Origin of the sequence: Streptomyces sp. FIT100, assembly GCF_024584805.1 — a bacterium.
Lineage (GTDB): Bacteria > Actinomycetota > Actinomycetes > Streptomycetales > Streptomycetaceae > Streptomyces.
Genome location: NZ_CP075715.1, coordinates 6,566,691 through 6,590,974 on the forward strand (window position 1 = coordinate 6,566,691; position 24,284 = coordinate 6,590,974).

Below are 24,284 nucleotides of genomic sequence, written 5' to 3' on the forward strand. Positions count from 1 at the left end.
AGATCGCGGTGCCGGGAGGCAGACTCACCCAGCAGGAACGTCAGCAGATCGCGCTGGGACTGGCCGACGGCCTCGCCTACGCGGAGATCGCCAGACGCCTCGACCGCCCCACCTCGACGATCACGCGTGAGGTGATGCGCAACGGCGGCCCCACCGCCTACCGCGCAGACCTGGCCCACCGTGCCACCGAGCGCCGCGCCCACCGGCGCAGGCGCACCCCGCCCCGAGAGCAGGGGACGCCGCCGCAGCGGCACGGGCGCGACGACCTGGCCGTGCGCGAGTACGAGGAGGCGTTCACCACCCTCCTGATGCAACAGGGCCTGCCCAAGATGACGGCTCGCGTGCTGACCTGCCTGTTCGTCACCGACGCGGGCAGCCTCACCGCGTCCGAACTCGTGCAGCACCTCCAGGTCAGTCCGGCGTCCGTCTCCAAGGCGATAGCGTTCCTCGAAGACCAGGGCCTCATCCGCAGGGAACGCGACGAACGCCGTCGCGAGCGCTACTTCGTCGACGACGACGTCTGGTACCAGTCGACGATCGCCGGCGCCCGAGGCATCGCCCAGGTCGCCGAGACCGCGCGGCAGGGCGTCGGCGTCCTCGGCCCCGGCACCCCGGCCGCCGCCCGCCTCGAGAACATCGCCCGCTTCAGCGACTTCATCAGCGAGAGCATCCTCCGCGCCGCGGAGCAGGTCCGCGAAGTCCTCCACACGAAACCCGACGTGGGCTCGGACGGCACCGCCGAGCCACGTCCGGATCGCGGATAGACAGCCGTCACGAGGGTCACGGCAGGTGGTCCCAGGCCGGCCTCTTCAGCCCGGGCCGACCGGCGGGCCGACCGGCGGGCTGGTCGGCGGGCCGGCCGGGTGTCAGCGACCGGCGTCCACGTCCGGCTCGACGTCCGGGTCCACGTTCAACTCCACCTCCAGCTCCTCGGCCTCGGTCCAGAAGCCCTCGTCCGCGTCCTGGAGCCGGGCGGCGGCGTGGTGCATATGGCGACGGGCCGCCGTACGGGCCGCTACGGCGTCGCCCGTCTCGATCGCGGCCAGGATGGCGTGGTGCTCCTGCCGGACCGCTTCGATGAAGTCGCCGCGGCGGGCCTCGTTGGCGCGGGTGACGCGGATGCCGCTGCGCAGCACCTCGCCGAGGTACCGCACGGTCGCGACCAGGACCGTGTTTCCGGTCGATTCGGCGATGGAGCGGTGGAAGGCGAGGTCCTCGTCCACGCCGTCGCCGCCGGACGCGACCGCCGCGTCGATCGCGTCCAGCGCCTGGCGCATCCGGGCGACGTCGTCCGGTGCGGCGCGGATTGCCGCGAGGGACGCCGCCTCGCCCTCCATGGCGCGGCGAACCTCCACGATCTGCAGCACCTTGGCCTTGGTGTCGGTGGCGTCGGCGGTGGCGGCTTCCAGGTCGAGCGGGCGGGTGCGCCGGGGCAGGACGAAGACGCCGAGGCCCTGGCGCGGCTCCACCAGGCCCGCGTTGCGCAGCCGCGACACGGCCTCGCGGACCACCGTGCGGCTGACACCCAGCTGCTTGACCAGCTCGACCTCGGTGGGCAGCTTGTCGCCCTCGGCCAGCCGTCCGGACTCGATCTCCTCCGCGAGGATCGCGGCGACCTGGTCCGCGAGCCGGACGGGACCGCTCACCTTGGAAAACATGGTTTTCAGTCTATCGGCGCCGGCCCCGTCGCCTCCGCTGCGATGAGGTCGAGGAAGTCCCGGACCACCGACGCGAAGTCCGGGTCGGGCTCCAGACCGAGCGCGGCGGCCCTGGCGTTGTCGAAGGCGGCGGGCCACGAGCCCACGAGGGACTCGGTGCCGGGGTCCGGAGCGACCGTCACCAGGTCGGCGACGGCGTCGCCGGCCACCCGCCGAAGCGTGGCCAGCATCTCGGCGACCGTGACCGTGAGCGCCGGGAGGTTGACCGGCACCCGGCCGTCGAGCAGGCCGGGACCCGCGCCGCGCTCGGCCTCGGCCACACGGAGGATCCCCTGGACCGTGCGCCGCGGCGAGGCCAGGGCCACCCGCAGTTCGGGGCGGACCGGGCAGACCGCGGGGAGGCCCGCCAGCGGCTCGCGGATGATGCCGGAGAGGAATCCGGAGGCGGCCGCGTTCGGCTTGCCCGGCCGCACCGACACGGTCATCAGACGGGCGACGCGTCCGTCCACGAAACCGCGGCGCGTGTACTCGGCGACCAGCTGTTCGCAGACCAGCTTCTGGGCGCCGTAGCTCGACCGCGGCGTGGGCAGTGTCGCCTCGCTGACCACCGCAGGCAGCGGCAGCGCGGGGTCGCTGCCGTAGACCGCGACGCTGCTGGAGAACACGACCAGCGGCACCGGCCCGCCGGCGGCCGACTGCGCCCGGGCGGCTTCGAGCAGTGCGCGGGTCGTGTCCACGTTGGCGCTCATACCGAGGTCGAAGTCGGCCTCGCACTCGGCCGAGACCGCGGAGGCGAGGTGGATCAGCACGTCCACCGGCTTCGCGAACACCTCGTCGAGGCGGTCGGCCAGGTCGCCCTGGACGATGTCGACGAGCGGGTGCTCCGCCAGCGGCGACCGGGGCGGCACGAACCGGTCGGCGAGCACCAGCCTGCCGATCGGGACACCGCGGAACGTCCGCGTCTCCAGCAGGGCGCCGGCCACCTGCCGGCCCAGGAAGCCGAAGCCGCCCGTGATGACGATCCTCATGCGTCTTCTCCTCGATGGTTCCGCAGCCAGCCGAGACCCTCGCTCGTGCCGGCGCGGGGGCGGTACTCGCACCCGATCCAGCCGTCGAAGCCCAGGTCGTCGATGACGTCGAACAGATGGCGGATGCTGAGCTCGCCCTCGTCGGGCTCGTGGCGGTCGGGCACGCCCGCGACCTGCAGATGGCCGACCCGGCCGGTCGGCAGGTCGCGGCGCAGGGTGGCGGTGAGGTCGCCCTCGACGATCTGGCAGTGGTAGAGGTCGAGTTGCACCTTGAGGTTCGCGGCTCCCACCTCCCGCACGACGGCGTGGGCGTCGGCCTGCCGGCTGAGGAAGTAGCCCGGCATGTCACGGCCGTTGATCGGCTCGATCAGGATGTCGACGCCCACCGCGGTGGCCCGCTCCGCCGCCCAGGCGAGGTTGGTCACGTAGGTGTCGCGGTGCTCGGCCAGCTCCGCGGGTGTCGCGTCCGGCCGCACCAGCCCGGCCATCATGTGCACCCGCGGGCAGCCGAGTGCTGCCGCGTACTCAAGGGCGCGGTCCGTCGTGGAGCGCAGCTCCGCCTCGCGGCCGGGGAGCGCCGTGAGCCCGCGCTCCCCGGAATCCCACGCTCCGGGGGGCGCGTTGAAGAGCACCTGGCGCAGACCGTGGTCGTCGAGCCGGCGGCGCAGCCCGGTGGCGTCGTACGCGTACGGGAAGAGGTACTCGACGGCCTCGAAGCCGTCCGCCGACGCCGCGGCGAAGCGGTCGGGGAAGTCGTGCTCCGTGTACATCATGGACAGGTTCGCGGCGAACCTCGGCATGGTGGCTCCTGTGCTGCCTGTGCGGCGACCGGGACGGCCCGGTCAGCGGTTGACGACCTGCTTGCTGGTGGTGAGCACCGCCCCGGCGCCGACCACCAGGCTGAGTGCAAGAACGTACATCGGGACCGACGTCGAGCCGGTGGCGTCCTTGAGCGCGCCGATCATGTACGGACTGACGAACCCGGCGAGGTTGCCGACCGAGTTGATGACGGCGAGGCCGACTGCGGCCGCGGTGCCGCCGAGGAACGCGGTGGGGAGCGACCAGAACAGCGGTGAGCAGGTCAGCACCCCGGCGGCGGCGAAGGACAGCGCGGCCAGGGACAGCACCGTCGAGCCGGACCACCCGGCGGCCAGCGAGAACCCGACGGCGCCCATGAGGCTCGGGACGACCAGGTGCCAGCGGCGCTCACGGCGCTTGTCGGCCGAGCGTCCGAACAGGTTCATGGCGACCAGCGCGGCGATGTACGGCACGGCGCTGAGCACCCCGATCATGAGGTTGCCCTCGATGCCGGTGGACTCGACGAACGTGGGCATCCAGAAGGTCAGGGCGTACTGGCCCATCACGAAGCAGAAGTAGATGAGGCACATCAGCCACACCTTGGGCTCGCGGAAGGCGTCCCGGACCCGGCCGTGCACCGTCTGGTGCGCGGCGTCCTCGGCGATCGCCCGCTCGACGACGGCCTTCTCGTCGTCGGTGAGCCACTTGGCGGCGCGCACGCCGTTGTCGAGGTAGAAGAGGGTGACCACGCCGATGACGACCGCGGGGACGGCCTCCAGCAGGAACATCCACTGCCAGCCGTTCCAGCCGCGCACACCGTCGAACCGGTCCATGATCCAGCCGGAGAGCGGGTTGCCGAAGATTCCGGCCACCGGGATGGCCGACATGAACATCGCGATCACGCGGGCGCGGCGGTGCGAGGGGAACCAGTAGGTGCAGTAGAGGATCACGCCTGGGTAGAACCCGGCCTCGGCGGCGCCGAGCAGGAACCGCAGCACGTAGAACGTCGCCTCGTCGGTGACGAATACGAACGACGCGGAGACCAGGCCCCAGGTGATCATGATCCGGGCGATCCAGGTGCGCGCGCCGATGCGCTGGAGCATCAGGTTGGAGGGGACCTCGAAGAGGAAGTAGCCGATGAAGAACAGGCCGGCGCCGAGACCGTACGCCGCCTCGCTGAAGCCGAGGTCGTCGGACATCTGGAGCTTCGCGAAGCCGACGTTGACCCGGTCCAGGTACGAGAAGGCGTAGCAGAGGATGAGGAACGGGACGATACGTCGCACGACCTTGCGGAAGACGGCGTTCTCGCGGGTGAGGTCGGGGGCCTCGGCCGTTGTGGGGAGGGACATGGCGGAATCCTTCGTGCGGCTCGGGGGATTCTCGGACAGGCGGGGATCAGGTCACCGGGCGGGACCGGTCACCCCGTGGGGGAGCTGGTCACCACTCGGCGCCGAACGCGGACCTCAGCTCGTCGAGCGCGTGGGCGGGGAGCGGCTCGGGCCGACGGTCGGTCAGCAGCCAGAGACGCGCCGTCTCCTCGAGTTCTTCGAGGACGGCGAGGGCGGTGGCCGCGTCGGGGCCCCAGACGACGGGGCCGAGCCGGTCGAGCAGAACGGCCCTGATCGGCGTACCGATCGCCGCCCCCTCGGCGATCCGGGCGGTCACCAGATCGGCCACGCGCGGGTCGCCGGGCCGGTGGTACGGGATGAGCGGGACGTGCCCGACCTTCATCACGTAGTACGGCGTGATGGGCGGGAGCACGTCGCCCCGGCTCCACACGCCGGCCAGGGTGAGCGCGACCAGGTGGGTGGAGTGGGTGTGCACGACGAACCGGGCCGCGGGGTCGGCGGCGTAGATGCGCCGGTGGAGCGTCAGGGTCTTGCTTGCGCGGTCGCCAGAGAGTTGCTCGCCCTGGGCGTCGACCAGCGCGAGGCGGTCGGGTTCGAGGAAGCCCAGGGCGGCATCGGTGGGGGTGATCAGATGGGAGTCGCCGATCCGTGCGCTGATGTTGCCCGCGCCGGCGTGGACGTACCCCCGGGCGAACAGGCTCGTGCCCACCCGGACGATCTCACGGCGGGCCCTGTCGACGGCGGTGTCCGCGCGGGCGGCCTCCGGATGCCCGGTCATGAGCGGGCCTCCTCGTCGGGGAGAGCGGACGCGTTCGCGTCCAGCCGGGCGAACGCGTCCGTGAAGAAGCCGGGGCCGCCGAAGTTCCCGGACTTGAGCGTGATGTGGAGCGTGTCCCCGCCGGGCAGGACCGCCGCGCACCACGGCACACCGGGGTCGATCTGCGGTCCGATCCGCAGCCCGGAGACGCCGAGCTCCCGGACGACCGCGCCCGATGTCTCACCGCCCGCGACGACGAGCCGGCGGACACCGCGCTCCACGAGTCCTCGTGCCACGCGGGCCAGCGTCCGCTCCACGAGCTCACCGGCCTCGGCGGCGCCGAGCCGGTCCTGGACGGCACGGACCGCGTCGGGCGCCTCGGTGGAGTGGACGAGGACCGGTCCGTCGGCCAGGTGGGACTCGGCGAAGGCCAGGGCCCGGCCGGCCACGTCCTCGCCGGCCGCGATGCGCAACGGGTCCACGCCGAACGCGGGCCGACCGGTGCGTAGGAACTCCCGGACCTGGCCGTTGGTGGCGGCCGAGACCGAACCGGAGACAACGGCCGCGTGGCCGCCGGGCGGTGGCAGCTGCGCCGCGGCACGGGACGGCTCGAACCCCCAGTTCGCGGGCAGGCCGATCGCCAGGCCCGAACCCGCGGTCACCAGGGCCAGATCCCGGACCGCGGACCCCAGGCGTACGAGGTCGTCGTTGGAGACGGCGTCGACGACGGCGATCCCGAAGCCGTCCTCGCGCAGGGCGTCGATACGGGCCCGGATCGCCTCGGCGCCTGCGGCGACAGCGGTGTGGTCGACGAGGCCGACCGCCCGCTCCGTCTGCGCGCCGAGGACGGCGACCAGGTTGGAGTCGGTCATCGGCGTGAGCGGGTGGTGGCGCATTCCGCTCTCGCTCAACAGCACGTCGCCGACGAAGAGATGGCCCTTGAACACCGTGCGTCCGTTGTCGGGGAAGGCAGGGGTCGCGATGGTGAAGCCGGCGCCCAGCGCATCCATCAGCACCTCGGTGACCGGCCCGATGTTGCCGGCCGGCGTCGAGTCGAAGGTGGAGCAGTACTTGAAGTAGATCTGCTCGGCGCCCGCGGCACGCAGCCAGGCGAGCGCGCGGAGCGACGCCTCGACGGCGTCGGCGGCGGGGACGGTCCGCGACTTCAGCGCGATGACGACGGCGTCCGCGTCCACCACCGGGGCCGCGCCCACGACGTGCGCGTCGCCGGCACCGGCGGGCGGTACGTCGATCAGCTGGACGACGCGCATGCCCGCGCGCACCAGGTTGTTGGCAAGGTCCGTGGCGCCGGTGAAGTCGTCGGCGATGCACCCGAGCCGGATACCCATGTCAGACCTCCGCCGGCTTCTCGGGCAGGTCGATCCCCGGGAAGATCTTGATGACCGCGCTGTCGTCCTCGGCTCCCAGCCCGGACGCCGACGCCTGGAGGAACATCTGGTGGGCGGTGGCCGCGAGGGGGAGCGGGAACCGCTGCGGCCGTGCGGAGTCGAGCACGATCCCGAGGTCCTTGACGAAGATGTCGACCGCGGAGAGGGGTGTGTAGTCACCGGCGAGCACATGCGCCATGCGGTTCTCGAACATCCATGAGTTGCCGGCGCTGTGCGTGATGACCTCGTACAGCGCCTCGGCGGGAACGCCGGACCTGATGCCCAGCGCCATCGCCTCGGCCGCCGCGGCGATGTGCACGCCCGCGAGCAGCTGGTTCACGGCCTTGACCGTCGAGCCGAGTCCCGCGCGGTCACCCAGCCGGTAGACGGTGCTGCTCATGGCGTCGAGCACCGGGCCGGCGAGCGCGTACGCGGCGGCGGAGCCCGAGGTCATCATGGTGAGTTCGCCCGCGGCCGCACGCGCGGCCCCGCCGGAGACGGGGGCGTCCAGGTAGAGCACGTCCCGGTCGGCCAGGCGCCCTTCGAGCCCGGCGGACCAGCCGGGGTCGACCGTGGAGCACATGACGAAGACGGCGCCCGGGCGGAGCCGGCCGGCCGCCCCGTCGGCGCCGAACAGCACCGACTCGACCTGCGCCGCGTCGACCACCACGCCGACCAGGACGTCCACGGCGGCCGCCAGTTCGCCGGCGGTGCCGAACGCCGTACCGCCGTCACGGGCGAAGTCCTCGGCCACCTCGGGCCGCAGGTCGTGGACGCCCACGTCGTGGCCCGCGTCGCGCAGGCTGCGGGCCATGCCGAGGCCCATGGTCCCGAGTCCCACCACGCCCACGCGCGCACTCACGCGTGGCCGCACCGGCCTGTCCTGGTCGTTCATGCACATCCTCGTCTCGCTGTGCCGTCTCGCTGTGCCGTTCCGGTGCGTCGGCCGGGCGGCGATCGGGTCATATGATGACCTGAGGATATGAGGTGGCGCACTGTGGCGTCCGTCACACGAGGCAGGTCTCCATGCTCTCGCGGCGGGAGGCCGGGCGCTCCGGAGGCGCCTTGCGGGCCGAAGGCGAGTGGGGGGCGGCCCGCAAAGGGCCGCCCCCCACGGGGAGTTCAGCGCTGGCCGGCCTTGCGGCCGTGGTTCGCCTTCTTCTTGCGGCGGGCCTTCTTCTTGCGTGCGCGCTTCGACATGGAGGTGCTGTGTCCCTTCAGACGGTGTGACGGACGAGGACGTCCGCGAGCTTGTTGAGGCGCTTGACGGTGCGGTCGTCGGTCGCGCCGGGCGCCGGTTCGACGCGCTGGTCGCGGTCGTAGTAGGCGCCGTTGACGATCTCGGTGGCCGGGTCGCAGAGCCGCACGATGCGGGCGGCGCCCTCGGCGGGCGACGCTCCCTCGTGGGCGTAGAGGGGGAGCAGGTCGGTCGCGCAGATGCCCGGGTGGACGGAGACCGCGGCCACGCGGGGATCGGCGGCGAAGACGGTCAGCGCCAGCTGCGACTGGGCGTAGGCGGCGAGCCGCGAGTAGCGGCGGGCGCGGTTCGGGTCGCTCCACTGGATCGAGCCGGTGCGGTGCAGCGAGGACGACACATTGATGACGCGTCCGCCCGGTTCGCTGGTCAGGGCCTGCTCCAGCAGGTTGGTGAGCAGGTAGTGGGCGAGGAAGTTGACCTGGAAGGCGAGTTCGTTGCCGTCGGTGGTGACGGTGTGGCGCTCGGGTGCGGCGATGGCGGCGTTGTTGACGAGGACGTCCAGGTGCGGGTGTTCGGCGACGACCCGGGCGGCCATCGCCTCGACCTCCTCCAGCCGGGCGAAGTCCGCGGCGTACGCGCACAGGCGCACCGCGTCGATGCCGGCGGTCGCGACCAGCGCGTCGACCGCCGCCCGGCTCTCCTCGGCGGTGCGGCCGTGGACGAGGACGGTCGCGCCGCGCTCGGCCAGCTGCCTGGCGGTCTCGAAGCCGATGCCGGAGGTGGCTCCGGTCACCAGGACCGTATGTGACGAAAGGTCTGATGCAGACATGGTCTTCCATGGATGAGGGCATGCCTCGGCGCCGGACAGTGGGCGACGAGGCGTGCGGCTACGCAGAAGGGGCGCCGGACCAGGTCACGGCGCCCCGGGGGCTGCGGAACGCGCGTCAGCGGGGGGCGGGCGGTTCCGCGCAGCGGGGCACACGACGGGGCGCCGGATTCGGCGGCCGGTCGAGAAGGAGCCACTCGCTGTTCACAACGCCCATCGAACCCGCGGGAATCCGCGGCTTCAAGCGTGACCGCCGTTCCCTGACGCAGCTCTGACACGCCGCCCGGCCCGGGTACGTACGTTCCGGCTGCGACCGGGATCCCGGCCGCAGCCGGAACGTACGTACCCGGGCCGGGGCGGCCCGTTCGTGGGGACGCCCGCCCGCCCGCGAGCCGGGCTCCGCCTCAGGGGATCATTGCTGCACTCGGATGCCTGGAGAGGCGTCAGGAAAGCCGTCGGGAAGGCCGTGATGCCGCGTGGAGCGCACCGAAGAATGCGTCGACTTCCGGCTGAGCACCGCCCAGCTCGCCGTTCCGCTCCTCGGAGGCGTCGCCCTGGCGACCGGCCTGCTCTACCTGGCCCTGGCGTGGACGGCCGACCCCATGGTGGCCGCGGAGCTGCGTGCCTGCGCGTTCGCCGGCGGGGCGGGTGTCATCGGCGCCCTGGTCCTGTCTCCTCACGGCGCCGGCGCCCGGCTGACCCTCGAACACCTGGTCATCGTCTCCTCCTTCGGGCGCAGGCGTCACATCCGATGGGCGGATGTCTCGCGCGTCGACGTGCGCCGCACCGCCGGAGTGCGCCAGGTGAGCGTCTCGCTGGTGACCGGTGAACGCCTGGTCCTCGCCGCTCCGATGTCGTTCCTCGACCCTCGATTCGACGCCCGTGTCGGGGAGTTGACCGACCGGTGGCTCCGGCATCGAGGGCTACAGCCAGTCGCGGCGCTTGAAGACGATGTACAGCGTGACGCACACCAGGACCATCAGGGCCAGTGAGAAGGGGTAGCCGAGGATCCAGTTGAGCTCCGGCATGTGGTTGAAGTTCATGCCGTAGACCGTGCCGATGAGGGTGGGGGCGAAGAGGATGGCCGCCCAGCTGGAGACCTTCTTGATCTCGTCGTTCTGGGCGTGGCCGGCCTCGGCCAGCATCTTCATCTCCTCGTTCTGGGCCTGGTTCACGAGGGTGGCGTTGACCGTGAGGATGTCGGTGAGCATCTGGCGGAAGCCGTTCACGCGCTCGACCACGGTCGTGTCGTGGTCCGCCACGTCCCGCAGATAGCGCTGGAGCTCCTCGTCGGTGCCGTACTTCTCGAAGCCGGCCTCCAGGCCGTTCATGATCGTCAGCAGGGGCCGGGTCGCCCGCTGGAACTCGACGACCTCGCGGGAGAGCTCGTAGATGCGGCGGGAGACCTTCGGGTCGCCGCCGAAGACCTCGGTCTCGATCTCGTCGATGTCGTGCTGGAGGCCGGCGACCACGGGCGCGTAGCCGTCGACGACCGCGTCGAGGATCGCGTAGAGCACCGCTTCAGGGCCGAGTGCGAGGAGCTCGGGGTCGTCCTCCAGCCGTTTGCGCACGACCGCCAGGTCCGGGGCCTGACTGTGGCGCACGGTCAGGACGAAGCCCGGGCCGACGAAGACGTGGAGCTCCCCGAAGTCCACCTCCTCGGTCTCGTCGATGTACCGGGCGCCGCGCAGGACGACGAAGAGCGTGTCCCCGTACCGCTCCAGCTTCGGCCGCTGGTGGGCGACGATCGCGTCCTCCACGGCGAGCTCGTGGAGGCCGAACTGCTCCGCCGCCTCCCACAACTGCGCGGCCGACGGGCGGTAGAGCCCGATCCAGGCCATCGTGCCGGGCTCTCCCGGCAGCCGCTCGTAGATCTCTGCCAGTGTCGAGGGCGTCTCGATGCGCCGCCCGTGGCGGTAGATCGCCGCGTCCACCACGCTGCGCGCCAGGGGCGAGGGAGGCGGCTCCTGGTCCGCTCGCGGGTCCATCGAGTGCTCGGGCGCGGGGCCGCTGCCGTTGCCGGTTCCGGCGCCGCCCACGGCGGCCGGGCGCAACGGCCACTTGCCCGCTCGTGCGCGAGCCGCGCGTGCACGCCAGTCGGACATGGCTCGAACCTCCAGGGATCCGCTCACTTCAGCCTATGACGGACCGGCCGGGCGGCGCGGCGGACCAGCCGGAACGGCAAGAGAGTCGGCAAGCCATCCCGAACTGGGACGGAGCTCACATTCACCGATCCTGGCACGCCTGTCACCTGGGCGCACGCGGCACCGCCCGCCATCAGGCGTGACGAGAGGGCGCACGGAGTCGCCGTGGCGGCGGACCGCCCATTTGTGTAGTAGCGCAACAAACGCCACACTCATGGAGTCGGGCCGCCGCCTTCGGGCTGCGCGGCACGACTGCCCTCACGGCACCCCCTGTGAACGACACCTCACGGAAGGAGGCAGTCATGGACGCCGAACCTCCCAGTGCCCGCTGCCTCCCCGGCAACCGCTGACGAATCCCTCGCTCGGTCCCCGTCCACGCCCGCCGGCACGGACGGCTCCCGGAGGTGTCCGGTGGAGCCTGGCTGGATCAGCCAGGACACCGCCGCCGCATGCCTTTCCCCGTACTTCCCGTACGCCTCGTACCTTCCCGTACGCCGCGTACTCCCGTACCCCCACACCGGCCCGCGTTCCCGGGCCCGCCCGCCACTGCCTCAGCCAAGGCCGGACCGGGCGGGTGCGGTGCCTCGGCTGCGACCGCTGTGGGCGGAGGTTCATGTGATGTCGTTCAAGACGGACAGCGCAGCCCCGCGCACCACCCCCCTCACCGCCCGTACCGCTCCCCGCCGGCCACGTATGCCGTGGGCGGACGTGGTGGTCGCCGCGGCGGTGCTCGTCCTGCTGTACGTGACGCTGCGGGTCGGCCAGGGGACCACGGTCTCCTTCACCCCCGACCAGGCCGCCCACGTCGACACCGATCCCTCGCGGCTCCCCTACGACGCCGCCCGCTCGCTGCTGCGGATGTTCGCCGCGCTCGCCGCCTCGATCGTCTTCACCTTCGTCTACGCCTACGCGGCGGCGAAGAGCCGGCGGCTGGAGCGGATCCTCATCCCGGCACTGGACATCCTCCAGTCGGTGCCCGTCCTCGGCTTCCTGACCGTGGCCGTGACCGGGTTCATCGCGCTGTTCCCCGGCTCGATGCTCGGCCTGGAGTTCGCGGCGATCTTCGCGATCTTCACCTCCCAGGCGTGGAACATGACCTTCGGGTTCTACTCCTCCCTCACCTCGCTGCCCCGCGAACTGGACGAGCTCTCCCGCTCGTTCGGATTCACCCGGTGGATGCGGTTCTGGAAGGTGGAGCTGCCCGCCGGCACGATCGGCCTGGTCTGGAACGGCATGATGAGCTTCGGCGGGGGCTGGTTCTTCCTCGTCGCCTCCGAGGCGATCAGCGTCAACAACCAGAACTACGCGCTCCCCGGCGTCGGTTCCTACGCCGGTGCCGCGATCGCGGACGGCGACCTCGGCAAGGTCGGCTGGGCCGTCCTCGCCATGGCCGTCATGGTGATCGGTGTGAACTTCCTCTTCTGGCGGCCGCTGACCGCCTGGGCGGAGCGGTTCAAGAACGAGCAGTCCGAGGCGAGCGAGGTCCAGAAGTCCGTGGTGCTGGACCTGCTGCGCCGCTCCCGCTGGCCGCGGCTGACCGGCCGCGCCCTGCGTCCCGCCGGACGCGCCCTCAACCGGGCGGGCCGGGTCCTCGGTATCGACGACCGTCCCCTGGCCGTGGACCGCAAGCGGCAGCGCACCGGCGACATCGTCTTCGCCGTCGTCGCGGGCGCGCTGATCCTGTGGGGCCTGGCCGACCTGGCCGGCTATCTCAACGCCCGTACCGGCCTCGGCGTGTTCGGCGAACCGCTGCTGCTCGGCCTGGTGACGCTCGCAAGGGTCGTCGTCCTGGTGGCCGTGGCCACGGTCGTCTGGGTGCCGATCGGCGTGAAGATCGGCTTCTCGCCGAAACTGACCAGGATCGCCCAGCCCGTCGTGCAGGTGCTCGCCAGCTTCCCCGCCAACTTCCTCTTCCCGCTGGCGGTCTGGTTCTTCCTCAAGACCGGGCTGTCGATCGACGTCGGCGGCATCCTGCTGATGGCGCTCGGTGCCCAGTGGTACATCCTCTTCAACACCATCGCCGGCGCCATGGCCGTCCCCACCGACCTGCGCGAGGCCATGGACGACCTGGGCGTACACGGCTGGCAGCGCTGGAAGCGGCTGATCATCCCCGGCATCTTCCCCGCGTACGTCACCGGCGGCATCACCGCGAGCGGCGGTGCCTGGAACGCCTCGATCGTCGCCGAGATCGTCACCTTCGGCGGTACGACGCTCACCGCCACCGGCCTCGGCGCGTACATCGCCCAGGCCACCGAGGCCGGTGACTTCCCCAGGCTGCTGGCCGGCGTCGCGGTGATGAGCGTGTACGTCGTCGCCCTCAACCGCCTCGTCTGGCGCCGGCTGTACCGGCTCGCCGAGAGCCGCTACGCGCTCTGAACCCCGTACTTCCGAGCCCCGGTACCTCCGAGCCCAGGTACTTCCGAGCCCAGGTACTTCCGAGCTTCCGAGCCTTCGTACTTCTGAACTTCCCTCCTTCCTTTCACGCCTTGGAGTCCGTCATGGTGATGAACACGCTGCGCAACCTCCGCTCCACCCGCTCCCTCACGCACACCCTCCTCGCCCCCGGCGTCCCCGGCGCCTCCGGCGCCCCCGCGCGCCCGGCCGCGGACGGAGAGGTGCTGCTGGAGACGGCCGCTCTGACCAAGTCCTACGCCGGCGCCGACGGCGAACTGCCCGTCCTGTCCGGCATCGACCTCCAGGTCCGCGCGGGCGAGGTCGTCGCCCTGCTGGGCAGGTCCGGCTCCGGCAAGTCCACGCTGCTGCGCTGCCTGGCCGGCCTCGTGCCCGCCAGCTCCGGCGACGTCACGTACCGAGGCGCCCCGCTGACCGGGGCCAACCCCGGCACCGCCATGGTCTTCCAGACCTTCGCCCTGCTGCCCTGGCTGACCGTGCAGCAGAACGTCGAACTCGGCCTGGAGGCCAAGGGCCTCTCCGCCGACGAGCGCGCCGAGGCCGCCCTGCGGGCCATCGACCTCATCGGGCTCGACGGCTTCGAGTCCGCGTACCCGAAGGAGCTCTCCGGCGGTATGCGCCAGCGCGTCGGCTTCGCCCGCGCGCTCGTCGTCGAGCCCGACGTCCTGCTGATGGACGAGCCCTTCTCCGCCCTCGACGTCCTCACCGCGGAGAACCTGCGCGGCGAGCTGATGGAGCTGTGGGAGTCCGGCCAGTTCCCCACCCGCGCCATCGTGCTGGTCACCCACAACATCGAAGAGGCCGTGCTGATGGCCGACCGGATCGTGGTCCTCGGCTCGCGGCCCTACGGCACCATCCGCGAGACCATCGACGTCGGCCTGGAGCGGCCCCGGGACCGCAACGCGCCCGCGTTCGAGGAACTGGTCGACCGCGTCTACCGCACCATGACCGGCCGCGAGAAGGAGACGCGCACCCCCGGGCGCGGCGACGCGGTCGAGCCCGAGCGGCGCACCCCCGCCAACACCCCCCTCCCGCCGGCCGGAGTCGACGGACTCTCCGGACTGGCCGAGATGGTCGCCCACCGCGGCGGCAGCTGCGACCTGGCCGACCTCACCGACGAACTCGGCCTGGAGGTCGACGACATGCTGCCGCAGGTCGACGCCCTGGAACTGCTCGGCTTCGCCACGGTCGGCGGGGACGACCTGGTGCTCACCGAGGCAGGCACCGACTTCGCCCGCGCCGACGTCCAGCACTCCAAGACGATCTTCGCCGACGCCGCCATGGGCGCGCCGCTGGTGCGGCTGATCGTCGCCAGCCTGCGGCAGAACCCGAAGGGCACCCTGCGCGCCGGGTTCTTCCGCGACGTACTCGCCCACCACTTCACCACCGAACAGGTCGCCCAGCAGCTGGAGACCGCCACGGACTGGGGCCGCTACGCCGAGCTGTACTCGTACGACGCCGAGCCGCAGGAGTACCGCCTCGACGAGTCCGGTACGAGCACCGGCACGGCGGCCGGAGCGAGCGCCCGTGCTGCGGGCCGGGAGGGCTGAGGCATGACCATCGTCACCTTCGCCACCGGCGTCGGCACGGGGATGCTCGCCGGCGCGCTCATCGGCGTCGAGCGCCAGTGGCGCCAGCGTATGGCCGGGCTGCGCACGAACACCCTGGTCGCCACGGGCGCCGCGCTGTTCGTCCTGCTCTCGGGAGCCTTCGACGACTCCTCGCCCAGCCGGGTCGCCGCGCAGGTCGTCTCCGGCATCGGCTTCCTCGGCGCGGGCGTCATCATGCGCGACGGGCTCAATGTGACGGGCATCAACACCGCGGCGACGCTGTGGTGTTCGGCCGCGGTCGGCTGCCTGGCCGGAGCGGGACTGCCCCTGTACGCCCTCGCGGGCGCGGCGGCGATCGTCGGCGTCAACACCGCCCTGCGCCACCTCGCCCACGGCCTGGACCGCCAGCCCGGCTCCGGCGAGGAGGTCCCGACGCCGTACGCGGTCGAGGCCGTCGTCTCCGCCCGCGACGAGGCCCACGTCCGTACGCTGCTCGTCCAGTCGCTCTCCGGCTCCGCCGGACGGCTGCACGCGGTGGACTCCAGCGGCGGTCCCGAGGACGGCCAGGTCCGCATCCGCGCGGAGATCACCGCCGACGGCGCCGACAGCACGGCGGTCGAGACGGCGGTCGCCCGCATCAGCATGGAGCCCGCGGTCGCATCGGCGTCCTGGCGCCACGTGGCCTAGGCCGTGTCTGACGAATCCCGCCTGGTGCGCGGCGTCCGGCACGCACTCCCCCGTAGCCCTTCGGGCACGGGAGGTGCCCCCACGCTGTGTTGTCGGAGTCATCCGAGTACGTCCAGTACGAGGATGATCCTCCGCCTTGCGATTGCACGCACCGGACGCCGCGCACCCCGCCCTGCGGGCGGACGGCGCCATGTGTCAGACACGACCTAGGGGTGTCTTCGAAGTCCCCTCTGCCCGGTGGCGTCTGGCACGCTCCTCCAGAGCTCGCGCCAGGGGTCTGCCCCACCCCCGTGGCCCTTCGGGCACGGGAGGCGCCCCCAGCGAATGGACTCCGTCCTCCCCTTGCGATCGCACGCACCGGACCCCGTCGGGCCTGCCCTTCGGGCGGACGACGCTCCTTCGAAGACACTCCCCGGTGCTGTGGCCGGACGCCGCGAGCGACTCGGCTGACCTGCCCGGTCACCGCACCAGGCGTACGGAACATGCACCGTCCGCCCGAAGGGCGGGCCCGGCGGCGTCCGGGGAACACCCCCCGGATGCCGCTACTCGGTCACCGGCCGGCGCCGCGGCCGGGGCGTGGCGCGTGCGGTCGCGCGCGCCTCCTGTGCGGCGGCCGTCGCGCCGCCCGGGGCCGCAGCCGTGCCGCCGGGCGCCGCGGAGTCACCGGCCGCCAGCATGGCCGTCTCCAGCAGCTCGCGGACACGGGTGCCGTCGGCGCGGTAGTAGATGCGGGTGCCTTCCCGGCGGGAGCTCACCAGACCGGCCGCGCGCAGCTTCGCCAGGTGCTGGGAGGTCGCGGCGACATGGGCGCCCAGCATCTCCGCCAGCGCGCTCACCGGCAGTTCGTCGTGGCTGAGGGCCCACAGCAGCCGGTAGCGGGACGGGTCGGCGATCGCCTTGAGGACCGCGACGGCCCGGTCGGCTGCGGCTGAGTCCCACGACGTGACTTGCGCTCCCATGCAAGTAGCGTAACCGCCCGGGACCGGTGCGCGAGGGCAGGGCAAGGACCCCCGGAATCCACGGGGGATTCCGGGGGTCCGCCCGGCGGCGGCGCCGGGACGCCGTCCGTCAGCGCAGCCAGCCGCGGCGGCGGATGTACCAGAGGGGGATGAGCGCGGCGACCAGCGTCAGCAGGGTGGTGACGAGGAAGCCGTGCTCCCAGGAGAGCTCGGGCATGTCGGTGAAGTTCATGCCGTAGAAGGTGGCGATCAGTGTCGGGGGCAGGAAGACCGCCGTGATGATCGTGAACACCTTGACGATCTGGTTCTGCTTCACGTCCAGCGAGGTCATGATCGACTGCTGGAGGTAGCGGACCTTGTCGTGCTCGTAACTGGCGTGGTCCTTCACCCCGTTGATGTCCGCGACGAGTACGTCGATCAGCACGGCGAGCTCCGGGTGCCGGGTGCCGGCCTCGGCGCGCAGGTGGCGGGCGGCGCGGGCGAGCATCAGCTGGGACTCCTGGGAGCGCGAGACGATCTCCTCGGCGGAGTTCATCCGAGTGATGGTGTCCTGCATGTCGCTGACACCGATGTCGGTGCCGTGCTCGTCGTAGCCCTGGGTGGCGAGTGTGATCTCGTCGCTCATGTCCTCCAGGGCGTCGCTGGCGTGCTCGATGACCCGCTCCTGCGCCTCGTTGAGGGCGTACAGCAGCGCGTACATCACGCCGTGTGCGCTCTCAGCGAGGTGCGGAAGGCGACGCATCCGGGCCAGGGCCTTGTCGAACGGGGCGAAGTGGGCCCGGGGCTGGAGCGTGACGAGCACGTCGTCGCCGAGCGCGAGGACGAGCCGCTCGCGGCGGATGGTGTCGCCGCTGCGGATGTTGACGGCGACCGGCAGGTAGACGAACCTGTCGGTCTCCCACACCCGGTTGCCCGCGGTGCCGAAGTCGACGCCGGTGAGCTTGCGGGCCTCGGCCGCGGCCTCCTGGTCGCCGACGGCGACCTGGACCCAGCGCCGGCGCAGGCCGGCGACGTCGTGGGCGGCCGTGAGGATCTGGTTGGTCATGGTGCCCCTCCTTGAAGACGCTCGGAAGTTCAGGGGTTGTAGGGGGAGGTGGACGAGGAGCCCGCGGGGGCGGGCGGCGGCTCCGGTGCGCCGTAGTGGACGACGAGGAGTCCGGCGCAGATGAACAGGTACAGGGCGATGGTGAAGACGATCGCCTGGCGCTCCAGATTGGGCCGCTTGGTCCTGGCGGCGGCGGACTTGGTGAGCATGACCATGGAGGACACCCCTCGGGTGATGTGCTGAATGCTGACAGGGGAGGGCGGCCCGTCCCCGAAACGCAGGCGCGCGGGCACCAGGCGGGCAGGTATGCGTGCAGGCACCGGGCGCGCAGGTATGCGGGAGCGCATGTAGGCATGCAGGCACGCGCGGACCACACGGCACGCACGGCACGCACCGACGCCGTGAACGGCGCCGCGTGAATCGGTCAGACGCGGCGGAGCGCGGCCGGACGCGCGGTCTCACGCGGGGCCGGACTGTGGCCAGGACTGCTGGTGTCCATGTCCGCCCCCTCTCAAGCCGGGCGCGGGGTGCGTCCCGCGCGGGATCCAATAGCCCGGCACCGCGACGGCCGGTGCAACAGGGCAGCCGGCGCGGACCGGGCCGAGCGAGACCATGCTTGCATATTTGCGCAACAAGCGGCAAACCCGTGCGCAGCCTGCGCCGAAACCCGCCAGGGGCCGCGCTGAACAGCGCAGACACGCCGTCTGAGGTCCTGGTGGCGAGGTCCGGCGCCCTGTTTCCGCCGCCGCGCGGCCGTCCGCGTACGAGATGCGTCAATACGGCCCTGCGGTCCGTATGGGAGGCGTTAACGCGCGCCGTGTCGTGGCCGAAAAGCTGTTTCCTCGAATCGTCCGAGTATCCGAATCTCTTCCAGGAGCTCACGATGGCCGACCTGGCCTTCGTCGTCACCACGATCGCGGTCTTCGCGCTGGTGGCTCTCGCCGCCAAGGGGGTGGCGAAGCTGTGACTGCCGAGAACATCGTCGGCCTGATCGTCGCCGTCGCCCTGCTGGGCTATCTCGTCCTCGCCCTCGTCAAGCCGGAGAGGTTCTGACAGTGACATCAGTCGCTTCCGCTCCAGGTGATATGAGCCCCGTCCTCGCCGGTGTGCTCCAGCTGCTCGCGCTGATCGCGGCGCTCGCGCTGGCCTACCGTCCGCTCGGTGACTACATGGCCCGGGTCTACTCCTCCGACAGGCATCTGCGCGTCGAGAAGTGGATCTACAAGGCCATCGGTGCCAACCCGACCGCCGAGATGCGCTGGCCCGCCTATCTGCGCGGCGTCCTCGCCTTCTCCGCCGTCAGTGTCCTCTTCCTCTACCTGCTCCAGCGCGTCCAGGGCAGCCTGCCCGGCTCGCTCGGCTTCTCCTCCATCGACCCGGACCAGGCGTTCAACACCGCCGCGTCGTTCGTGTCGAACACCAACTGGCAGTCGTACTACGGCGAGCAGGCCATGGGCCACGTCGTGCAGACCGGCGGCCTCGCGGTGCAGAACTTCGTCTCCGCGGCCGTGGGCATCGCCGTCGCGGTGGCGCTCGTGCGCGGTTTCGCCCGGTCCCGCACCGGTGAGCTGGGCAACTTCTGGTCCGACCTGGTCCGCGGCACCGTCCGCATCCTGCTCCCGATCTCCGTGGTCGGCGCGATCGTCCTGGTCGCTGCCGGTGCCATCCAGAACTTCGCCGGCATCCACGAGGTCGGCCAGTTCATGGGCGGCAGCCAGCAGTGGAACGGCGGCGCGGTCGCCTCGCAGGAGGTCATCAAGGAGCTGGGCACCAACGGCGGCGGTTACTTCAACGCCAACTCGGCCCACCCGTTCGAGAACCCCAACGCGTTCACAAACCTCTTCGAGATCTTCCTGATCCTGCTCATCCCGTTCTCGCTGACCCGCACCTTCGGCAAGATGGTCGGCTCGGTGCGCCAGGGCTACGCGATCCTCGCGACCATGGGCATCATCTGGGTCGGCTTCGTCGCCCTCATGTGGTGGACCGAGTTCGCGGGCCGCGGCCCGGCCTTCGAGATCGCGGGCGGCGCGCTGGAGGGCAAGGAGACCCGCTTCGGTATCGGCGCCTCGTCGATCTTCGCGGTCTCCACGACGCTCACCTCGACCGGCGCGGTGGACTCCTTCCACTCCTCCTTCACCGGCTTCGGCGGCGGCATCACCATGCTGGGCATGCAGCTCGGCGAGATCGCCCCCGGTGGTGTCGGCTCCGGCCTCTACGGCATGCTGATCATGGCGATCATCGCGGTGTTCATCGCGGGCCTCATGGTCGGCCGTACGCCCGAGTACCTCGGTAAGAAGATCGGCACCCGCGAGATCAAACTGGCGGCGCTCTACATCCTGGTCACCCCGGCGCTGGTGCTCTGCTTCACCGCCGCGGCCATGGCCCTGCCGACCCCGGGCAACTCGATGACCAACAGCGGCGCGCACGGCTTCTCCGAGATCCTGTACGCCTACACCTCCGGCGCGAACAACAACGGCTCCGCGTTCGCGGGCCTCAACGCCGACACCCAGTGGTTCAACACCACGATCGGACTGGCCATGCTGCTCGGCCGGTTCCTCCCGATGGTGTTCGTCCTGGCGCTGGCCGGCTCGCTCGCCGAGCAGAAGCCGGTCCCCGCCACCGCGGGCACGCTGCGGACCGACAAGCCCCTCTACGCGGGCCTGCTGGTCGGCACGATCCTGATCATCACCGGTCTGACCTACTTCCCGGCCCTGGCGCTGGGTCCGCTCGCCGAAGGGCTGGCGTCATGACCACGAACGTAAAGAAGCACGAGGACGCTGTGGAACAGACGTCTACCGCCACCCCGACGCGGGCCCCGCACCAGGACGTTCCCACCGGGCACAAGCCCGACGCCGGGCGCGTGGGCGCGGGCCTGTTCGACCCCAAGCAGCTGGTCAAGTCCTTCCCGGACGCGATCCGCAAGCTCGACCCGCGCGTGATGGTCAAGTCGCCGGTCATGTTCGTGGTCCTGGTCGGCTCGGTGATCACCACCGTGCTGGCGATCAAGGACCCGGGCGACTGGTTCGGCTGGGCGATCGCCGCCTGGCTCTGGCTCACCACGATCTTCGCCAACCTGGCGGAGGCCGTCGCCGAGGGCCGCGGCAAGGCGCAGGCGGACACCCTGCGCAAGGCCAAGACCGACACCGTGGCACGCCGCGTCGTCGGCACGAACGAGGAGCGGGTGCCCGGCACCGAGCTGCGCATCGGCGACCTCGTCGTCTGCGAGGCCGGCGACATCATCCCCGGCGACGGTGACGTCGTCGAGGGCGTGGCCTCCGTGGACGAGTCGGCCATCACCGGCGAGTCCGCCCCGGTCATCCGCGAGTCCGGCGGCGACCGCTCGGCCGTCACCGGCGGTACGAAGGTGCTGTCCGACCGGATCGTCATCAAGATCACGACGAAGCCGGGCGAGACCTTCATCGACCGGATGATCAGCCTGGTCGAGGGCGCCGCACGGCAGAAGACACCCAACGAGATCGCGCTGAACATCCTGCTCGCCTCGCTGACGATCGTCTTCCTGCTCGCGGTCGTGACGCTGAAGCCGTTCGCGATCTACGCGGGCGCCGATGCGCAGACCTCGATGATCGTGCTCGTCGCGCTGCTGGTCTGCCTCATCCCGACGACGATCGGCGCGCTGCTCTCGGCGATCGGCATCGCCGGTATGGACCGCCTCGTCCAGCGCAATGTGCTGGCCATGTCGGGCCGTGCCGTCGAGGCCGCCGGCGACGTCTCCACGCTGCTGCTCGACAAGACCGGCACGATCACCCTCGGCAACCGCCAGGCCGCCGAGTTCGTCCCCGTCAAGGGCACCACCGAGCCCGAGGTCGCCGACGCGGCCCAGCTCTCCTCGCTCGCCGACGAGACCCCCGAGGGCCGCTCCATCGTGGTCCTCGCCAAGGAGAAGTACGGGCTGCGCGAGCGCCACCAGGGTGAGCTCGCCCACGCCACCTGGGTTCCGTTCACCGCCCAGACCCGGATGTCGGGTGTGGACGTCGACGGCAGGAAGGTCCGCAAGGGCGCGGCCGGTTCGGTCATCACCTGGGTCAAGGAGCAGGGCGGCGAGGTCGCGGACGACGCGGACACGCTCGCCAACAGGATCTCGGAGGCGGGCGGCACTCCGCTCCTCGTCGCCGTGAAGGACGACAAGGGCGCCCGCGTCCTCGGCGTCATCCACCTCAAGGACGTCGTCAAGGACGGCATGCGGGAGCGGTTCGAGGAACTGCGCCGCATGGGCATCAAGACCGTCATGATCACGGGTGACAACCCGCTGACCGCCAAGGCGATCGCCGAGGAGGCGGGCGTCGACGACTTCCTCGCGGAGGCCACGCCCGAGGACAAGATGGCGCTCATCAAGCGGGAGCAGGCCGGCGGCAAGCTCGTCGCGATGACGGGCGACGGTACGAACGACGCCCCTGCGCTGGCCCAGGCGGACGTCGGCGTGGCGATGAACACCGGCACCTCGGCCGCCAAGGAGGCCGGGAACATGGTGGACCTCGACTCCAACCCGACCAAGCTCATCGAGATCGTCGAGATCGGCAAGCAGCTCCTCATCACCCGAGGCGCGCTGACCACCTTCTCGATCGCCAACGACGTGGCGAAGTACTTCGCGATCATCCCCGCGATGTTCGCGGTCGCCTACCCGAGCCTGGACAAGCTCAACGTCATGGCGCTGTCCTCGCCCGAGTCCGCGATCCTCTCCGCGGTCATCTTCAACGCGCTGATCATCATCGCGCTCGTGCCGCTCGCCCTGAAGGGCGTGCAGTACCGGCCGACCAGCGCCGACAAGATGCTCCGCCGCAACCTCGGGATCTACGGCCTCGGCGGCCTCGTCGCCCCGTTCATCGGCATCAAGATCATCGACATGCTCATCTCCCTCATCCCCGGGCTGCGTTAATCCAGAAAGAGTGCTGAACGCCATGAACACTTCCTTCGGAAACGCGGCACGGCTGATCGGGGCCGGGCTCCGCGCCCTGCTCGTCCTCACCCTCGTGACGGGCGTCATCTACCCGCTGGTCGTCACGGGCATCGCCCAGGGCCTGTTCAACGACAAGGCGAACGGTTCCGAGATCAAGAGCGACGGCAAGGTCGTCGGCTCCTCGCTGATCGGGCAGACGTACAACCTGCCCAAGAAGGCTGCATCTGATTCGACTACGGCCGACGACGCGGAGGAGGCGGCGGTCCCGGACCTGAAGTGGTTCCAGCCGCGCCCGTCCAACGGCCTCGGCAGCAACAGCGTCAACACCCAGTACTCGATCATCCTCTCCGGGGCGACCAACCGCTCCGGCGACAACGAGGACCTGATCCAGTGGGTCAAGGACGCCAAGGCCGCCGTGGTCAAGGACAACTCCACCGCCGACTACAAGGTCACGCCATCGGACGTGCCGGCCGACGCCGTCACCTCCTCCGGCTCCGGCCTGGACCCGCACATCTCCCCGGAGTACGCGGAGCTCCAGGCCCACCGGGTCGCCGAGAAGAACGGCCTCCCCGTCGCGGAGGTCGAGAAGCTCGTCGCCGACCACACCCAGGGCCGGACCCTCGGCTTCATGGGCGAGCCCCGGGTCAACGTCCTCGAGCTCAACATCGCGCTGAAGGACCTGGCGAGCAAGAGCTGAGCAGGGGCCGAGCAGTGGCACGTCAGGCGGGAGCCGGCAGTCCGGGACGTATCCCCGGCCCGCCGGCTCCCGTCGGCGCATCACGCCACGGCCCCGCCCCACGTCCCGACTCCGTACAACAGGAAGGCCGCACACCGATGACCCGGGTGCTCGTCGTGGAGGACGACCCCCAGCTCGTCCGGGCCCTCACGATCAACCTCAAGGCCCGCAAGTACGCGGTGGAGGCCGCGACCGACGGCGCCGCCGCCCTCCGGCTCGCCGCATCCGCCCCGCCCGACGTGGTGCTTCTCGACCTCGGACTCCCCGACATGGACGGCCTGGACGTCATCAGGGGGCTGCGCCGCTGGAGCCGGGTCCCGATCGTGGTCGTCTCCGCCCGCCGCACCTCCGACGAGAAGATCGAGGCGCTCGACGCAGGCGCCGACGACTACGTCACCAAACCGTTCGCCATGGACGAACTACTGGCCAGGCTGCGGGCCGCCGTACGCCGCAACGAGTCCGCCGCGTCCGCCGCCGACGAGACCAGGGTCGTCATGACGGAGCAGTTCACCGTCGACCTCGTGGCCAAGAAGGTGAAGCGTGCGGGCGGCGACGACGTACGGCTCACGCCCACCGAATGGCATCTGCTGGAGCTGCTGATCCGCAACCCCGGACGCCTCATCAGCCAGCGGCAGCTGCTGGAGGAGGTGTGGGGCCACTCCGCCGGCAACCGGACCAACTACCTGCGCGTCTACATGGCGCAGTTGCGGCGCAAACTGGAGGCCGACCCCTCCCACCCCCGCCACCTCATCACCGAACCCGGCATGGGCTACCGCTTCGAGGAGTGAGAACGCACCCGCCGGCAGCGGCGGGTGCGAAGCGGAGGGCGGGGCC

At 71.1% G+C, this 24,284-nt stretch carries 23 protein-coding genes; 11 read left to right on the forward strand and 12 right to left on the reverse strand.

Annotated elements, in window-relative coordinates; translation table 11 throughout:
• Positions 1-8: 8 nt before the first annotated feature.
• Positions 9-764, forward strand: a complete 756-nt coding sequence (locus KK483_RS29425; RefSeq protein WP_262008239.1) for a GbsR/MarR family transcriptional regulator — start codon at positions 9-11, stop codon at positions 762-764.
• Positions 765-866: 102 nt separating this feature from the next.
• On the opposite strand, the gene KK483_RS29430 is transcribed toward KK483_RS29425, so the two are convergent.
• The 8 genes from KK483_RS29430 to KK483_RS29465 form a co-directional block, all read right to left on the reverse strand.
• Positions 867-1,658 carry a FadR/GntR family transcriptional regulator gene (locus tag KK483_RS29430; protein WP_262008240.1) on the reverse strand — a complete coding sequence of 264 codons (792 nt, stop codon included), beginning with the start codon at positions 1,656-1,658 and terminating at the stop codon, positions 867-869.
• Between the two features lie 5 nt (positions 1,659-1,663).
• Positions 1,664-2,686 carry a D-erythronate dehydrogenase gene (gene denD, locus KK483_RS29435; protein WP_262008241.1) on the reverse strand — a complete coding sequence of 341 codons (1,023 nt, stop codon included), beginning with the start codon at positions 2,684-2,686 and terminating at the stop codon, positions 1,664-1,666.
• Entirely contained in the window at positions 2,683-3,486 is an 804-nt protein-coding gene (gene otnI, locus KK483_RS29440; RefSeq protein ID WP_262008243.1) for a 2-oxo-tetronate isomerase, read from the reverse strand. The genes denD and otnI overlap by 4 nt, the downstream gene beginning before the upstream one ends.
• A 42-nt stretch (positions 3,487-3,528) precedes the next feature.
• Positions 3,529-4,833 carry an MFS transporter gene (locus tag KK483_RS29445; RefSeq protein WP_262008244.1) on the reverse strand — a complete coding sequence of 435 codons (1,305 nt, stop codon included), beginning with the start codon at positions 4,831-4,833 and terminating at the stop codon, positions 3,529-3,531.
• Between the two features lie 88 nt (positions 4,834-4,921).
• Positions 4,922-5,611 carry an aldolase gene (locus KK483_RS29450; RefSeq protein WP_262008245.1) on the reverse strand — a complete coding sequence of 230 codons (690 nt, stop codon included), beginning with the start codon at positions 5,609-5,611 and terminating at the stop codon, positions 4,922-4,924.
• Positions 5,608-6,939: a 3-oxo-tetronate kinase gene (gene otnK, locus KK483_RS29455; RefSeq protein WP_262008246.1), complete on the reverse strand. Its 1,332-nt coding sequence runs from the start codon at positions 6,937-6,939 to the stop codon at positions 5,608-5,610. The genes KK483_RS29450 and otnK overlap by 4 nt, the downstream gene beginning before the upstream one ends.
• A 1-nt stretch (position 6,940) precedes the next feature.
• Positions 6,941-7,873, reverse strand: a complete 933-nt coding sequence (ltnD, locus tag KK483_RS29460) for an L-threonate dehydrogenase (RefSeq protein WP_262008247.1) — start codon at positions 7,871-7,873, stop codon at positions 6,941-6,943.
• 322 nt (positions 7,874-8,195) lie between these two features.
• Complete coding sequence (locus KK483_RS29465) at positions 8,196-9,005, reverse strand: SDR family NAD(P)-dependent oxidoreductase (RefSeq protein ID WP_262008248.1); 810 nt, start codon at positions 9,003-9,005, stop codon at positions 8,196-8,198.
• 473 nt (positions 9,006-9,478) lie between these two features.
• On the opposite strand from KK483_RS29465, the gene KK483_RS29470 reads away from it, so the two are divergent.
• Positions 9,479-9,994 (forward strand): hypothetical protein, encoded by a 516-nt coding sequence (locus KK483_RS29470; protein ID WP_262008249.1) that lies wholly within the window; start codon positions 9,479-9,481, stop codon positions 9,992-9,994.
• Here KK483_RS29470 and KK483_RS29475 read toward each other — a convergent pair.
• Positions 9,926-11,107: a magnesium and cobalt transport protein CorA gene (locus KK483_RS29475; RefSeq protein WP_262008250.1), complete on the reverse strand. Its 1,182-nt coding sequence runs from the start codon at positions 11,105-11,107 to the stop codon at positions 9,926-9,928. The two genes, KK483_RS29470 and KK483_RS29475, sit on opposite strands and share 69 nt — an antisense overlap.
• A 657-nt stretch (positions 11,108-11,764) precedes the next feature.
• Here KK483_RS29475 and KK483_RS29480 point away from each other — a divergent pair.
• From KK483_RS29480 to KK483_RS29490, 3 genes are all read left to right on the forward strand, one after another.
• Entirely contained in the window at positions 11,765-13,522 is a 1,758-nt protein-coding gene (locus KK483_RS29480; RefSeq protein WP_262008251.1) for an ABC transporter permease subunit, read from the forward strand.
• 122 nt (positions 13,523-13,644) lie between these two features.
• A complete protein-coding gene (locus KK483_RS29485; protein WP_262008252.1) occupies positions 13,645-15,108 on the forward strand; it encodes a nitrate/sulfonate/bicarbonate ABC transporter ATP-binding protein in 1,464 nt (487 codons plus the stop codon).
• 3 nt (positions 15,109-15,111) lie between these two features.
• The gene (locus KK483_RS29490; RefSeq protein ID WP_262008253.1) at positions 15,112-15,795 is read left to right on the forward strand and encodes an MgtC/SapB family protein; all 684 of its coding nucleotides are present in this window, start codon (positions 15,112-15,114) and stop codon (positions 15,793-15,795) included.
• Positions 15,796-16,337: 542 nt separating this feature from the next.
• On the opposite strand, the gene KK483_RS29495 is transcribed toward KK483_RS29490, so the two are convergent.
• From KK483_RS29495 to KK483_RS29505, 3 genes are all read right to left on the reverse strand, one after another.
• Positions 16,338-16,754 carry a metalloregulator ArsR/SmtB family transcription factor gene (locus KK483_RS29495; protein WP_262008254.1) on the reverse strand — a complete coding sequence of 139 codons (417 nt, stop codon included), beginning with the start codon at positions 16,752-16,754 and terminating at the stop codon, positions 16,338-16,340.
• A gap of 109 nt (positions 16,755-16,863) precedes the next feature.
• Positions 16,864-17,799 (reverse strand): CorA family divalent cation transporter, encoded by a 936-nt coding sequence (locus KK483_RS29500; RefSeq protein ID WP_262008255.1) that lies wholly within the window; start codon positions 17,797-17,799, stop codon positions 16,864-16,866.
• A gap of 29 nt (positions 17,800-17,828) precedes the next feature.
• Complete coding sequence (locus KK483_RS29505; RefSeq protein ID WP_262008256.1) at positions 17,829-18,014, reverse strand: hypothetical protein; 186 nt, start codon at positions 18,012-18,014, stop codon at positions 17,829-17,831.
• 602 nt (positions 18,015-18,616) lie between these two features.
• Between KK483_RS29505 and KK483_RS29510 the strand changes: the two genes are divergently transcribed.
• The 6 genes from KK483_RS29510 to KK483_RS29535 all read left to right on the forward strand — a co-directional run bounded on the left by KK483_RS29510 (position 18,617) and on the right by KK483_RS29535 (position 24,238).
• Positions 18,617-18,766, forward strand: a complete 150-nt coding sequence (locus tag KK483_RS29510) for a hypothetical protein (RefSeq protein ID WP_262008258.1) — start codon at positions 18,617-18,619, stop codon at positions 18,764-18,766.
• Positions 18,763-18,852 (forward strand): K(+)-transporting ATPase subunit F, encoded by a 90-nt coding sequence (gene kdpF / locus KK483_RS29515; protein ID WP_242330691.1) that lies wholly within the window; start codon positions 18,763-18,765, stop codon positions 18,850-18,852. The genes KK483_RS29510 and kdpF overlap by 4 nt, the downstream gene beginning before the upstream one ends.
• Before the next feature lie 32 nt (positions 18,853-18,884).
• The gene (gene kdpA, locus KK483_RS29520; RefSeq protein WP_262008259.1) at positions 18,885-20,549 is read left to right on the forward strand and encodes a potassium-transporting ATPase subunit KdpA; all 1,665 of its coding nucleotides are present in this window, start codon (positions 18,885-18,887) and stop codon (positions 20,547-20,549) included.
• A complete protein-coding gene (kdpB, locus tag KK483_RS29525) occupies positions 20,546-22,693 on the forward strand; it encodes a potassium-transporting ATPase subunit KdpB (protein ID WP_262008260.1) in 2,148 nt (715 codons plus the stop codon). The genes kdpA and kdpB overlap by 4 nt, the downstream gene beginning before the upstream one ends.
• A gap of 22 nt (positions 22,694-22,715) precedes the next feature.
• Positions 22,716-23,411 (forward strand): potassium-transporting ATPase subunit C, encoded by a 696-nt coding sequence (locus KK483_RS29530; RefSeq protein WP_262008261.1) that lies wholly within the window; start codon positions 22,716-22,718, stop codon positions 23,409-23,411.
• A 137-nt stretch (positions 23,412-23,548) separates the two neighbouring features.
• On the forward strand, positions 23,549-24,238 hold the full coding sequence (locus tag KK483_RS29535) for a response regulator (protein WP_262008262.1): 690 nt from the start codon (positions 23,549-23,551) through the stop codon (positions 24,236-24,238).
• The last annotated feature ends 46 nt before the right edge of the window (positions 24,239-24,284 follow it).

Bases quoted from the DNA above. Each gene is read 5' to 3' on its own strand.
- KK483_RS29480 (WP_262008251.1), top strand. From the start codon at position 11,765: ATGTCGTTCAAGACGGACAGCGCAGCCCCGCGCACCACCCCCCTCACC.
- kdpB (WP_262008260.1), top strand. From the start codon at position 20,546: ATGACCACGAACGTAAAGAAGCACGAGGACGCTGTGGAACAGACGTCT.
- ltnD (WP_262008247.1), bottom strand. From the start codon at position 7,873: ATGAACGACCAGGACAGGCCGGTGCGGCCACGCGTGAGTGCGCGCGTG.
- KK483_RS29450 (WP_262008245.1), bottom strand. From the start codon at position 5,611: ATGACCGGGCATCCGGAGGCCGCCCGCGCGGACACCGCCGTCGACAGG.
- KK483_RS29445 (WP_262008244.1), bottom strand. From the start codon at position 4,833: ATGTCCCTCCCCACAACGGCCGAGGCCCCCGACCTCACCCGCGAGAAC.
- KK483_RS29485 (WP_262008252.1), top strand. From the start codon at position 13,645: ATGGTGATGAACACGCTGCGCAACCTCCGCTCCACCCGCTCCCTCACG.
- KK483_RS29500 (WP_262008255.1), bottom strand. From the start codon at position 17,799: ATGACCAACCAGATCCTCACGGCCGCCCACGACGTCGCCGGCCTGCGC.
- KK483_RS29465 (WP_262008248.1), bottom strand. From the start codon at position 9,005: ATGTCTGCATCAGACCTTTCGTCACATACGGTCCTGGTGACCGGAGCC.
- KK483_RS29430 (WP_262008240.1), bottom strand. From the start codon at position 1,658: ATGTTTTCCAAGGTGAGCGGTCCCGTCCGGCTCGCGGACCAGGTCGCC.
- KK483_RS29535 (WP_262008262.1), top strand. From the start codon at position 23,549: ATGACCCGGGTGCTCGTCGTGGAGGACGACCCCCAGCTCGTCCGGGCC.
- KK483_RS29475 (WP_262008250.1), bottom strand. From the start codon at position 11,107: ATGTCCGACTGGCGTGCACGCGCGGCTCGCGCACGAGCGGGCAAGTGG.
- otnI (WP_262008243.1), bottom strand. From the start codon at position 3,486: ATGCCGAGGTTCGCCGCGAACCTGTCCATGATGTACACGGAGCACGAC.
- KK483_RS29495 (WP_262008254.1), bottom strand. From the start codon at position 16,754: ATGGGAGCGCAAGTCACGTCGTGGGACTCAGCCGCAGCCGACCGGGCC.
- kdpA (WP_262008259.1), top strand. From the start codon at position 18,885: ATGAGCCCCGTCCTCGCCGGTGTGCTCCAGCTGCTCGCGCTGATCGCG.
- otnK (WP_262008246.1), bottom strand. From the start codon at position 6,939: ATGGGTATCCGGCTCGGGTGCATCGCCGACGACTTCACCGGCGCCACG.
- denD (WP_262008241.1), bottom strand. From the start codon at position 2,686: ATGAGGATCGTCATCACGGGCGGCTTCGGCTTCCTGGGCCGGCAGGTG.
- KK483_RS29530 (WP_262008261.1), top strand. From the start codon at position 22,716: ATGAACACTTCCTTCGGAAACGCGGCACGGCTGATCGGGGCCGGGCTC.
- KK483_RS29505 (WP_262008256.1), bottom strand. From the start codon at position 18,014: ATGGTCATGCTCACCAAGTCCGCCGCCGCCAGGACCAAGCGGCCCAAT.
- KK483_RS29490 (WP_262008253.1), top strand. From the start codon at position 15,112: ATGACCATCGTCACCTTCGCCACCGGCGTCGGCACGGGGATGCTCGCC.